Origin of the sequence: Flavobacterium sp., assembly GCF_031409475.1 — a bacterium.
GTDB lineage: Bacteria > Bacteroidota > Bacteroidia > Flavobacteriales > Flavobacteriaceae > Flavobacterium.
This window is the reverse complement of the sequence record NZ_JANNXH010000043.1, coordinates 60,629-73,240: the sequence shown is the minus strand read 5'-3', so window position 1 is coordinate 73,240 and position 12,612 is coordinate 60,629. Positions and strand designations below refer to the sequence as shown.

At 34.2% G+C, this 12,612-nt stretch carries 14 protein-coding genes; 10 read left to right on the top strand and 4 right to left on the bottom strand.

Translation table 11 applies throughout. From position 1 onward, the window contains the following. The first annotated feature begins 16 nt into the window (after window positions 1-16). Both RMO53_RS08090 and RMO53_RS08085 read left to right on the top strand, forming a co-directional pair. Window positions 17-352 (top strand): helix-turn-helix transcriptional regulator, encoded by a 336-nt coding sequence (locus tag RMO53_RS08090; protein WP_310379515.1) that lies wholly within the window; start codon window positions 17-19, stop codon window positions 350-352. Between the two features lies 1 nt (window position 353). After that, complete coding sequence (locus RMO53_RS08085) at window positions 354-1,640, top strand: type II toxin-antitoxin system HipA family toxin (RefSeq protein WP_310379513.1); 1,287 nt, start codon at window positions 354-356, stop codon at window positions 1,638-1,640. Between the two features lie 65 nt (window positions 1,641-1,705). Here the strand turns inward: RMO53_RS08085 and RMO53_RS08080 are convergent, their stop codons facing one another. The 4 genes from RMO53_RS08080 to RMO53_RS08065 all read right to left on the bottom strand — a co-directional run bounded on the left by RMO53_RS08080 (window position 1,706) and on the right by RMO53_RS08065 (window position 4,168). Further along, window positions 1,706-2,053: a HopJ type III effector protein gene (locus RMO53_RS08080; protein ID WP_310379511.1), complete on the bottom strand. Its 348-nt coding sequence runs from the start codon at window positions 2,051-2,053 to the stop codon at window positions 1,706-1,708. A gap of 70 nt (window positions 2,054-2,123) precedes the next feature. Continuing rightward, window positions 2,124-2,591 (bottom strand): hypothetical protein, encoded by a 468-nt coding sequence (locus tag RMO53_RS08075; protein WP_310379510.1) that lies wholly within the window; start codon window positions 2,589-2,591, stop codon window positions 2,124-2,126. Between the two features lie 26 nt (window positions 2,592-2,617). Continuing rightward, complete coding sequence (rsmI, locus tag RMO53_RS08070) at window positions 2,618-3,319, bottom strand: 16S rRNA (cytidine(1402)-2'-O)-methyltransferase (RefSeq protein ID WP_310379509.1); 702 nt, start codon at window positions 3,317-3,319, stop codon at window positions 2,618-2,620. Further along, complete coding sequence (locus tag RMO53_RS08065; protein ID WP_310379507.1) at window positions 3,320-4,168, bottom strand: hypothetical protein; 849 nt, start codon at window positions 4,166-4,168, stop codon at window positions 3,320-3,322. It lies immediately after the preceding gene. Between the two features lie 101 nt (window positions 4,169-4,269). Here RMO53_RS08065 and RMO53_RS08060 point away from each other — a divergent pair, with 101 nt between their 5' ends. The 8 genes from RMO53_RS08060 (at window position 4,270) to RMO53_RS08025 (ending at window position 12,509) form a co-directional block, all read left to right on the top strand. Continuing rightward, a complete protein-coding gene (locus tag RMO53_RS08060; protein WP_310379505.1) occupies window positions 4,270-4,881 on the top strand; it encodes a thymidine kinase in 612 nt (203 codons plus the stop codon). Between the two features lie 68 nt (window positions 4,882-4,949). After that, on the top strand, window positions 4,950-5,210 hold the full coding sequence (locus RMO53_RS08055; protein WP_310379503.1) for a DUF6364 family protein: 261 nt from the start codon (window positions 4,950-4,952) through the stop codon (window positions 5,208-5,210). Beyond that, the gene (locus RMO53_RS08050) at window positions 5,210-5,629 is read left to right on the top strand and encodes a PIN domain-containing protein (protein ID WP_310379500.1); all 420 of its coding nucleotides are present in this window, start codon (window positions 5,210-5,212) and stop codon (window positions 5,627-5,629) included. Before RMO53_RS08055 ends, RMO53_RS08050 begins: the two co-directional genes overlap by 1 nt. 4 nt (window positions 5,630-5,633) lie before the next feature. Continuing rightward, window positions 5,634-8,078, top strand: coding sequence for a bifunctional UDP-N-acetylmuramoyl-tripeptide:D-alanyl-D-alanine ligase/alanine racemase (locus RMO53_RS08045; protein ID WP_310379498.1), 2,445 nt, complete (start codon window positions 5,634-5,636; stop codon window positions 8,076-8,078). A gap of 61 nt (window positions 8,079-8,139) precedes the next feature. Next, a complete protein-coding gene (gene mscL, locus RMO53_RS08040) occupies window positions 8,140-8,541 on the top strand; it encodes a large conductance mechanosensitive channel protein MscL (RefSeq protein WP_310379497.1) in 402 nt (133 codons plus the stop codon). Between the two features lie 217 nt (window positions 8,542-8,758). Then, window positions 8,759-9,748, top strand: coding sequence for an aspartate-semialdehyde dehydrogenase (locus tag RMO53_RS08035; protein WP_310379494.1), 990 nt, complete (start codon window positions 8,759-8,761; stop codon window positions 9,746-9,748). Between the two features lie 92 nt (window positions 9,749-9,840). Further along, window positions 9,841-10,191: a hypothetical protein gene (locus tag RMO53_RS08030; protein WP_310379492.1), complete on the top strand. Its 351-nt coding sequence runs from the start codon at window positions 9,841-9,843 to the stop codon at window positions 10,189-10,191. 98 nt (window positions 10,192-10,289) lie between these two features. Then, window positions 10,290-12,509, top strand: coding sequence for a TonB-dependent receptor domain-containing protein (locus RMO53_RS08025; protein ID WP_310379490.1), 2,220 nt, complete (start codon window positions 10,290-10,292; stop codon window positions 12,507-12,509). The last annotated feature ends 103 nt before the right edge of the window (window positions 12,510-12,612 follow it).

The following is a 12,612-nucleotide window of genomic DNA, read 5'->3' as shown; positions in this document are numbered from 1 at the left end:
CTAATTAATAGTTATAATGATGCAATTTAGTTACAATAAAAATTGGTATGGATTGACTGATAACGCCATTATCGAAGTGCTTTGCAAAAGCCTGAAACAAATGCGTTTGAACAAAAACATCTCTCAAGAAGAGCTTTCCGAAAAATCGGGTGTAAATCGGGTGACAATCAGCCGTATGGAAACTGGGAAAGCCATCAATCTATTGACTTTGGTACAATTACTTCGTGCTTTGCAACAGTTAGATTTACTAGGATATTTGAATATTCAACCCGAAATTAGTCCAATGCTTCTCATGGAACAGCAACAAAAATTGCGTAAAAAAGCTTCTTCTCCAAGAACAAAAAAATCATAACATGATTGCCATTGCCAATGTCAAAATTTGGAACAATAAAGTAGGTGTTGTCCTTTGGGACGAACAAAGAAATCTTGGTGTTTTTGAATTTGATAAAAATTTCTTCAAATTAGGATTGGATATTTCACCCTATTTAATGCCCATTGCCGAAGCTCAAAAAACAAATGCCGTTTTTTCTTTTCCTGCATTAAATCCAGAAACTTTCAAAGGACTTCCGGGTTTGCTGGCAGACAGTTTGCCGGATAAATTTGGCAATCAAATTATCGATGCCTGGCTTGTTCAACAAGGGAAAATCAGCAGTGATTTTAATCCCGTTGATCGTCTTTGCTATATTGGAAAACGCGGCATGGGTGCTTTAGAGTTTGAACCCGCTAACACTATTCCTGCCGAGAAATCAAACCCAATTCAAATTCAAGAATTGGTCAAATTTGCCAAAGAAGTACTGGACAATCGTAGTGATTTTCATGCTAATTTGGCTGCCGAAAAAGGATATTCAGATATTTTACAAGTAGGAAGTTCTGCTGGTGGTGCTCGTGCAAAAGCAGTAATTGCTTACAACGAAACCACTGGCGAAGTGCGTTCTGGTCAGGTTGATGGTTTGGAAGGTTTTGATTATTGGTTGATAAAATTTGACGGTGTTACGAACCATCAATTGGGCGACCCAAAAGGGTATGGAAATATTGAATACAGCTATTATTTGATGGCTAAAGACTGCGGAATTACCATGTCTGAAAGCAAACTGATGACCGAAAATGGTCGTTCTCACTTTATGACCAAACGGTTCGATAGACAAAATAATCAAAAAATTCACATGCAAACTTTGTGCGGAATTGCCCATTTTGATTACAATCAACCTCGAGCGTATTCCTATGAACAGGCTTTTCAAGTGATGCGAGAAATGAAATTGTCTTATGCTGACAGCGAGGAATTGTATCGTAGAATGGTTTTTAATGTGATGTCCAGAAACCAAGATGATCATACCAAAAATATTTCTTTTTTGATGTTTCCAAATGGCGAATGGCAACTTTCCCCTGCTTACGATATTACTTACGCTTACAATCCTGATAACTTCTGGCTAAAAGCACATCAAATGAGTGTCAATGGCAAAAGAGAAAACATTTTACTAGAGGATTTATTGGCTGTTGCCAAAAATGTAAACATCAAAAAACCAATGCTTATTATTGAATCGTGCAACAAAATCCTTCTTGAATGGGAAACCTATGCAACCAAAGCCGGGATTGACAAAACGCAAATAAATCAAATAAAAAAAGAACTTATAATTTATTAATTGTAACTTTATTATTTCAAAATATACAATTTATAATTATTTTGAATACAATAAGTTACAAATTATTATTTATTTAACTGCAACGCTTCTCCTTCAAATTGAATTCCGTCCCATCCTGTTTTTATAAAATTCCGAATGTTTTGATGGTTTGTTCCTTCTGGGTTTTCTAAAACTTCTTCAAAATAAAACGCTCCAAAACACGCTAATGTTTCTCCTTGAGACAAATTTTGTAATTGAGCAAAAGCAAATACTTTGCAAGAACCCGAGCTTTCACCAGCCGCATTATGTTGGGTTCCATTATCAAAAACGGTTGGGGTAAAGCTGTAATTTTCTTCAACAACAGCAATGGTGTCGGAAAATGAAACAGTTTGCGGGGTTTGTTTTAATTTTTGTAAAAAAGATTCTAGATTCATTTTTACTGTTTTTGTTATGCTATTAATTTTTTAGTGAAAAAGACACCCATAATCTAGCCCATTGTTTTGTTCATTCTTCTAGTTTCTCGTATACAATTCCATTACACTCATCGCCATCTCCAATTGTTATTGGAATTGCAAATTGACCATTTTTCTCTGAGAATGGTGTAACAAATAACCCTTCTAATTCAATTAAGCAATCATTAGACTTACTAAAAGAAACCATCCATTTCCCAACTTTATTTTCCACTAATCTATTTAATTCACTTTTGGAAGCAAAAATTTTATCTGACATACTAATTGGATTCTCATTACTTAGAAATATAAATTTACCATTTTTTAATAATTGTAATTTAAGTGGCCAAAGATTGTAGTTTTCTCCTAAGTAATCTTGAGAATCTTTACTAAGTTCATAAATTCCAACTATTTCACTTTTTGAAGGCTCTATTGTCAATTGATTATAATCAGAATCCCAATTGCAAAATAAAGGATGACAACTCACAAATAAAAACAGAAGAAATATTATTCTAATTTTCATAATGATCCTTTTTCATTTACAATTTATTATTCTGATTGTTTTTTATTTTCTTTCGTTACTATTTTCCCGCCAACAACAACCACAATTTCTCCTTTTGGTGGTTTGTTTTCAAAATGGGTCAAAACTTCACGAACGGTTCCACGAACATTTTCTTCATGCAATTTTGATAATTCTCTGGAAACACAAATTGGGCGATTTTCCCCAAAATAAGTGATAAATTCTGCCAAAGTTTTGACTAATTTATGGGGTGAAACATACAAAATCATGGTTCTAGTTTCTTCGGCGAGAGCCAAATATCGGGTTTGTTTTCCTTTTTTGTCAGGCAAAAATCCCTCGAAAATAAATTTATCATTAGGCAAACCACTGTTAACCAATGCAGGCACAAAAGCCGTTGCGCCAGGTAAACACTCTACTGTAATTCCGTTTTCGACACAAGCTCGTGTGAGCAAAAATCCAGGATCAGAAATCGCTGGCGTTCCCGCATCCGAAATTAATGCAATGGTTTCTCCTGCTTTTAACCTCGAAATTAAATTTTCGATAGTTTTGTGCTCATTGTGCATATGGTGACTGTGCATGTGCGTGCCAATCTCGAAATGTTTTAATAATTTCCCACTGGTTCGCGTGTCTTCGGCAAGAATCAAATCAACTTCTTTCAAGATTCGAATTGCTCTGAGAGTCATGTCTTCGAGATTGCCAATTGGTGTGGGAACAATATAAAGTTTGGACATTTATTCAAATTTCTTTTCAACGATTTCCATGAAACGTTTGGCGTAATCTTCTTTCTCTTCCCAGTTATTGTAATCTGGTTTTACCATATCTTCGATAAAATCGTTGGCTTCTTCAAAACTATCATAAGTGATTAATTGATTCAAAACTCGGTTAAAATCTTCATCACTATTTGCAAACAGATGTTTAACAAAACCTATTCTGTCGTTTAATCCTATGCTTAATCCGTTTGATAATTTTTCGTCTAGTGAAACCATTATCGGATCAATAGTGTCAACTGCAACGGTAGTTTGTGATATGGTTTCTGACAAATCAACAGTTGGAATTTCAATTGCAATTGCGGTAGGAATATTTTCTACTTGTTGCACTTTTACAAAAAGGGTTTCGTTGTAGTTTCCGCCCAATAAATCTTCGAAAGAAATTTGAACTGCCTCTGTTTTTATTGGAGTTTCGACTTCTTCTTCTAATTCAAAAGCGGGAGTAAAATTCAAACCATCCGAAATTGATTCTTGATTTGCGACTGGTTCCTCTTCTATTTCAAATGCAACAACTTTTTCTAGAACCGTAACTTCTTCTTTTACTATCGGAACTATTTCTTCACTTACTTCTAGAATTGCTTCTGAAAATAGTACTTCTTTATTTTCAAAAATAGCTTCAATTTTATTTTCAACTTCTGCGCGACCAATTGTGGGTTTTGCATCGGCAAAATGTTCTTCAACAAATCGTAAAACAGACAGTTTTTCGGCTAATTTCTGAGTTTCAATATATAGTTGATTGACATCGGATTTATTTTTTAGTTGTAAAATTCTGTGTGCAATGCTTATTAAGTCCGCTTCTAATTTTTTCTTCATAACTTTTGAAATTAAAGTAAATATCGCTTCTTTTTTTAATATTTTTGTTTTCGTTACAAAGTAATAAAAACTAATCCTTTTTAAAGGTTGAAAAATACAAAATGTTTCTCGAAAATACAGTAAATCACAAAGAACAATTTGGTTGGATTGAGGTTATTTGCGGTTCGATGTTCTCGGGTAAAACCGAAGAACTTATTCGAAGACTAAAAAGAGCGCAATTTGCCAAGCAAAAAGTCGAAATCTTCAAGCCCGCAATTGATACTCGTTATCATGACGAGATGGTGGTGTCGCATGATGCCAACGAAATTAGGTCTACTCCAGTTCCCGCATCAGCAAATATTGCGATTTTGGCGCAAGGTTGCGATGTGGTTGGTATTGACGAAGCACAGTTTTTTGATGATGAAATCGTGAAAATCTGCAACGACTTGGCTAATCAAGGTATTCGAGTTATTGTGGCAGGATTAGATATGGATTTCAAAGGCAATCCCTTTGGACCAATGCCAGCACTCATGGCCACTGCCGAATATGTTACTAAAGTGCACGCCGTTTGTACTCGCACCGGAAATTTGGCCAATTACAGTTTTAGAAAAACCGATAATGACAAACTCGTCATGCTGGGTGAAACCGAAGAATACGAACCTTTGAGTCGCGCCGCTTATTATTATGCGATGCGAGAAAATACCGAAAAAGAATCTGTACAAAAGGAAAAATAAATTTAATTTTTATTGTATACGGCTTTTTTTAATATATTTGTACGTATAACAATCGAAATGTAATTATTATGGACACTAAACTCACATTAAAGTTAGATAAAAACGTAATTGAAAAAGCTAAGATTTATGCTGCTGAACAAGAACGCAGTTTGTCTAAAATCATAGAATCGTATCTTCAAGTGATTACTTCAGGTAAAAAAAACAAAGACTTTGAAGAAATTGAAATCACGCCATTTGTTAAAAGTATCTCGATAGGAAAAGGAGAAATCCCTGCCGATTTTGATTATAAAAAAGACCGACAAGATTATTTAATTGAAAAATATAAATAATGAAAAAATTATTTATAGACACCAATGTATTAATTGATTTAATTGACAAAAGAATTCCTTTTTATAACGATGTTGCGGTAATTTCAACTTTGGCAGAGAAAAAGCAAATCAAATTAGCAGCTTCTTCAATCTCTTTTATAAATACTTTTTACGTACTCTCAAAAAAACTTGACAATAAACTTGTGATTAATTCTTTGATGAGGTACAGACTAATCTGTGAGGTATCAAATATTGATGAAATTATTATTGACAAAAGTTTAATTTCAAATTTTAACGATTTTGAGGATGCGGTACAACATTATAGTGCATTACACCATAAATGTGATATTCTCATTACCCGAAATAAAAAAGACTTTAAAAACTCCGAAATTCCAGTAATGACTCCAACCGAATTCTTAGTTTCACTCCAAAAAAGTTAGATCCTTGAATATATCACTAAGAAATATAGCCCAAATTCTCAACTCCAAATATATTGGAACGGCTTCAACTTCAACAATCGATACTATTTCTATAGACAGTCGTTCCTTGCAAAATAACGAGAGAACGCTTTTTTTTACTTTAGTTGGTCCCAATAATGATGCTCATATTTATATCGAGGAATTAATTCAAAAAGGGGTTGAAAATTTTGTAGTTACCCATATTCCTGATGAAGTTGCAGGCAAAGCTAATTTTCTGGTTGTCAAAAATACTTTAGACGCTTTGCAACAATTTGCCAGTTACCATCGCAGTCTTTTTGATTTTCCAGTAATTGGGTTAACCGGAAGCAATGGTAAAACAATTGTAAAAGAGTGGCTCAATTTTTTGTTAAACCCAGATTACACCATTATTCGTAGTCCCAAAAGTTATAATTCACAGGTTGGCGTTCCGTTATCCGTAATTTCTATTAACGAGAAACACAATCTAGGGATTTTTGAAGCGGGAATTTCAACCCGAAACGAAATGGAAAAACTGGAAACTATTATTAAACCAACCATCGGAATTCTTACAAATATAGGTTCGGCTCACGATGAAGGATTTGCAAATATTGGTGAAAAAATCAAAGAAAAACTAAAGCTTTTTCAAAATGCAACACTTTTGATTTATCATAAAAACAAGACCATTGATGCTTTTATAAATCCAAAAATCAAAACCTTTACTTGGAGTTGCAAAGATGAAAAAGCCGATGTCTTTATAACTAAAAAATCAATTTTAGACAAAACAATTTTAAATATTCGCCAAGCAAACGAAAATTTCGAAATTAAAATCCCCTTTCAGGACGACGCTTCTTTAGAAAATGCTGTTTCGTGCATGATGGTTTTACTGCATCTGGGTTACAATCATAAAACCATCGAAACCCGAATGGAATTGCTCTTTCCTGTCGAAATGCGCCTGAAAGTCAAAAACGGAATTAACAACACTACACTTATTGACGACAGTTACAGTTCGGATTTTCAATCTTTAAAAATAGCATTGGATTTTCTAGAAAGTCAAAAGCAATACAAGAAAAAAACCGTAATTCTGTCGGATATTTTTCAAAGTGGGTTGAGTAATGAAGAACTGTATTCAAAAGTGGCACAACTCATCATTTCAAATAAAATAAATCGAGTTATTGTCATTGGGGAAGTCATTTCGGAATTCAAAAATAAGTTCATCAACTGCATTTATTTCAAAAACACCGATGATTTTATTTCAAATCTTGACCATTTGAATATTGGAAACGAAACCATTTTGATAAAAGGAGCGCGGCATTTTCAATTCGAAAAAATTGTTGCCGCACTTGAAGAAAAAACACACGAAACGGTACTCGAAATAAACCTCAACGCGATTAGTCACAACTTAAATTTTTATAAATCAAAACTAAAACTAACCACGAAAATGATGGTTATGGTCAAAGCTTTTGGTTATGGAAATGGTGGTTTTGAGATTGCCAAATTACTCGAACATCACAAAGTAGATTATCTCGGTGTGGCTTTCGCCGATGAAGGAATTTCCTTGAAAAACGCTGGAATCAATTTGCCAATTATGGTTCTAAACCCCGAAAACACTAGTTTTCATGCAATAATTCAGCATCATTTAGAGCCCGAAATTTATAGCTTGAAAGGGCTAAATGCTTTTCTTAAAATCGCAGAACAAAAAAAATTAAATCACTATCCAATTCATATAAAACTCGATACCGGAATGCACCGTTTGGGTTTCGAGAAAGAAAATCTTGACGAATTAATCGCCATTTTAAAAGAAAATAAATCGGTTCTGGTAAAAAGTATTTTGTCTCACATGGCAACCAGCGATGACTTACTGCATCATGAATTTGCTCTTACACAAATTAATTTATTCAAGAAACTAGCGGATAAATTAATAACGGAATTACAAATAAAACCCATTTGTCATCTACTTAATACGTCTGGAATTAGCAATTTTCCTCAAGCGCAATTCGATATGGTTCGACTCGGAATTGGGCTTTATGGAATTTCGAATGATCGTGAAGAGCAAAAACAATTAGAAAATGTGGGTACACTAAAATCAATTATTTCACAAATTAGAACTATACAATCGGGAGAAAGTGTGGGTTACGGAAGGCGATTTATAGCCCATAAAATCACAAAAATTGCCACAATTCCCATAGGTTATGCCGATGGAATTTCGAGACATTGGGGCAACGAAGTAGGTTTTGTAACTATAAAAAATAAAAAAGCAGCCATTCTCGGGAGCATTTGTATGGATATGTTGATGGTTGATGTTACCGATATTGATTGCAAAGAAGGTGATCACGTAATTATTTTTGGCGAAAGCCCAACGGTAAATTTCATTGCCGAAAAATTACAAACGATTCCTTACGAAATCCTAACAAGTATTTCACAAAGAGTAAAGCGTGTTTTTTTTAGAGAATAAATTCAATAGTATTATTATTTTGCTATATTCGTAATACTATTAACCAATAAATAAATAAACTATGTTAAAAGAATTTAAAAATTTCATTATGACTGGAAACGTTGTTGAGTTTGCAGTAGCGGTAATTATGGCTGGTGCTGTTGGTGCAGTTGTGACCGGATTTGTAAATGATATTGTTATGCCACTAGTTGGTCAACTATCAGGCGGAATGGATTTTGCCGATATGAAGTATGTACTTTCTCCTGAGGTTGTTGCTGCAGATGGAGTAGCTGCAACTGCAGAAGTAGCTGTAAGATATGGCGCTTGGATTAACACACTTGTCAATTTAGTCATCGTTGGATTTGTAATGTTTATGGTGGTAAAAGCTTATAACAAGACCAAAAAACCTGTTGAAGCAGCTGCTCCAGCTGGACCATCGCAAGAAGAATTGCTTACACAGATTAGAGATTTGTTGAAAAAATAATTTCCGCTACAGTATATATTCTAATTTACCCTGAATTAATTTCAGGATTAAATCCCGTTGAAAAGCGGGATTTTTCTATTTTGTTACAAATTAAACATTTTGTTATTTTTTGTGAATCTGCTTGTTTTAATTTGAATAATACTTACTTTTGCAATTCAAATTTAATATTCACCCGAGACTGAAAAGAGAACGGACGAAGTAATAATAAAAATATACGATGAGAATAGCAGTTGTAGGCGCAACCGGAATGGTTGGCGAAGTAATGTTGAAAGTTTTGGCAGAAAGAAATTTTCCTGTAACAGAATTAATTCCTGTTGCTTCTGAAAAATCAGTGGGAAAACAAATTGAATATAACGGCAAGAAATATCCCGTTGTTGGCATGCAAACTGCTGTTGACATGAAAGCAGATATTGCTGTATTTTCTGCTGGTGGAGACACTTCGCTAGAATGGGCACCAAAATTTGCTGCAGCTGGCACAACCGTTATTGACAATTCTTCGGCTTGGAGAATGGATCCTACAAAAAAATTAATTGTTCCAGAAATCAATGCTTCGGAATTGACAAAAGAAGATAAAATTATTGCAAATCCAAACTGTTCTACGATACAAATGGTTTTGGTTTTGGCGCCTTTGCATAAAAAATACAACATCAAACGTGTAATTGTTTCTACGTATCAATCCATCACTGGAACAGGTGTAAAAGCGGTGCAGCAATTAGAAAATGAATATGCTGGAATTCAAGGTGATATGGCTTACAAATATCCAATTCATAGAAATGCAATTCCACAATGTGATAGTTTTGAAGAAAACGGTTATACCAAAGAAGAGATGAAACTCGTTCGAGAAACCCAAAAAATTCTTGACGACAAAACCATTGCCGTGACAGCAACTGCTGTTCGTGTGCCTATTGTTGGCGGACATAGCGAAGCCGTTAATGTAGAATTCACTAATGATTTTGATGTAAATGAAGTTAGAAATATACTGCATCATACCGATGGCGTTGTAGTTCAAGACAACAATGACACTTATACGTATCCGATGCCAATGTATGCACAAGGAAAAGATGCTGTTTTTGTGGGGAGAATTCGTCGTGACGAAAGCCAACCCAACACATTAAATATGTGGATTGTAGCAGATAATTTACGAAAAGGCGCTGCGACAAATACCATTCAAATTGCTGAATATTTAGTGGCAAATCAGTTGGTTTAAACCAAATTTATAAAAACATAAAAATCCGTTTTGCTTTAATAAATGTTAAAGTAAAACGGATTTCTTCGTTGCTATTACTATATTTGCATTCAATGAAAAAGAAATTTGCTTTACTAAATACTTTCTTAATGTTTGCAGTATTGTTCTCGATGCTGTTTCAAACCGTACACAGTTATGAGCATTTTTCAAAGCAATTTTCCGAAAAAAAATGTTCTCACAAATCCAATTCTAGTCAAGAAATAACGCATCAACATCATAATTTTGATACCTGTTTTGTTTGTAATTTTACATTTGGCAGTTTTATTTCTTCGGACATTTCCCACTTTAAATTCAAAAAAATAAATCACTTTTCTGGATATTCTTTTTTCAAATCTAGAGAAATCACTTCTTATTTTAAAGGAAGCCTTTTTGCGCTTCGTGCTCCACCAAGTTTTATTGCTTAAATAGTTTTGTCGTAAAGACACGTTCGATCGAAAGTGAACGGACGATGTAATGACACGAATTTTAATTGTGTCTAGTATTTAACAATAAATAATTACAAATGAAAAAAATTATAATTGCCCTATTCATAGGGTTTACAGCTATGTTGCAAGCACAAAATACCGTTTCAGGAACAATCACAGACGCAAAAAATCAACCTATATCAGGCGTTTCAATTACTGCTCCAGAATTACACAAAGGAACAACAACAGACCAAAACGGAAAATATACCTTAAACAATCTTCCTAACGGAAATGCGAGACTGACTTTTATTTTTGTTGGGTTTGCGACTCAGAATAAAACCATAAAGCTTCAACAAAAAGAAAACACATTAGACCTTATTCTTGAAGAAACCATTTTTGAAATGGATGAAATCATTGTATCGACCGCATTTAATAAATTGCAATCACAAAACGTGATGAAAGTAGAACACTCGAGTATTAAAGAGTTGCAACAAAAAGGAACCGCAACTTTAATCGAAGGATTGGCAACAATTCCTGGTGTTTCTCAAATTTCTACTGGAACTTCTATTGGCAAACCTGTGATTCGTGGTTTGAGTGGCAATCGTGTTCTGGTTTATTCACAAGGCGTTCGAATAGAAAATCAGCAATTTGGCGATGAACATGGTTTAGGTTTAAATGATTCGGGCATAGAAAGTGTCGAAGTTATAAAAGGTCCAGCTTCATTGCTTTATGGCTCTGATGCATTGGGCGGCGTTTTGTATTTTAACCCCGAAAAATTTGCAGATGTGAATACTTTTAAAGCTAATTTTAGCCAAAAATATTTTACCAATACAATAGGTTCAAATTCGACTTTAGGGCTGAAAACTTCTACCGAAAATTGGAGATTTTTAACCAGAGGAAGTTACAGCGCCCATTCTGATTACAAAATTGCTGATGGCGATCGAGTAACTAACACGCGGTATAACGAAACCGATTTCAAAACTGGAATTGGCTATAGTAATGCAAAATTCTCAAGCGTTGTGAGATACAATTACAATAAATTAGATTTAGGAATTCCAGAAGAAGGTATTACAGAGCAAACCACAAGCAAGGAAACCGTTTTCCCTAAACAAGGAGTTTTCAATCATTTATTGAGTTTGAATTCAGTTTTTTATCTAAAAAACTCAAAACTTGATGTTGATTTGGGATATATTTCAAATGATAGAAGCGAGTTTGAAGATAGTGATGTAGCGGTTTTGCACATGAAATTGAAAACATTTAATTATGATGCGAAATACCATTTGCCCAAATTTGGAAAAACAGAATCGATTATTGGAGTTCAAGGAATGAATCAAACAAATAAAAATTCGGGGGAAGAATATTTGATTCCGGATGCAACAACTACTGATTTTGGGGTTTTTGGAACTGCAATTCACGAATGGAAAACGAATGTCATTCAGGCAGGTTTGCGTTTTGATAATCGGAAAATTACAACTACAGCTCAAGGGATTTCAGGCGAAGACGGTTCGTTTGAAGCCATTGATAAATCATTCGACAGTTTTAATGCGTCGTTGGGTTACAAAACTAATTTGACAGACGATTTTACTTTTCGATTGAATCTTGCTTCTGGATTTCGGGCACCAAACCTCGCTGAATTAACTTCGAACGGTGTTCATGAAGGTACAAATCGTTATGAAATAGGAAATAGCAATTTGAAAACGGAGCAAAACTTTCAAACCGACTTAAATTTAGAATACAAAAACAGTCATTTTGAATTTTTTGTAAATGGTTTTTACAATCATGTGAACAATTACATTTATACTTCTCCAACAGGTGCTGTGATTGACGGAAACGATGTTTTTGATTACATCCAGGACGAAGCTAAATTATATGGCGGAGAAATTGGATTGCATTTTCACCCACATCCGCTGGATTGGTTGCATTATGAAACTAGTTTTGAAACCGTAACGGGTCAGAAGCAGTCCCTAAGTTTCGGGAGCGATTATTTGCCTTTAATTCCAGCAAATAATTGGAGTAACACTATTAGAACTGAATTTAAAATAAAAAATTGGCTCGAAGATGGTTTTGCTTCACTGAATGTTTCTAGCACTTTTAATCAAAATAATGTGAGCAGTTTTGAAACAAAATCAAATGGTTACACATTGACAAATCTTGGTTTTGGAGGAAAAATAAAGCTCGGAAAAATAGTTTTTGATGTCAATCTAAACGGAAATAATTTGTTTGATGTAAAATATATTGCGCATCTTTCCCGTCTAAAAACCGATGATATTCCAAACATAGGAAGAAACCTAGTTTTGGGTGTGAATTTTAATTTATAAGATATTTTACTTCAAATTCATACTCGAGACTTCTTGATTTTTTGTCATAGGTAAACTAGTGAAAAAGTTGGTGAAAATCCTACAAGGTCTTTTTTGACCTTGT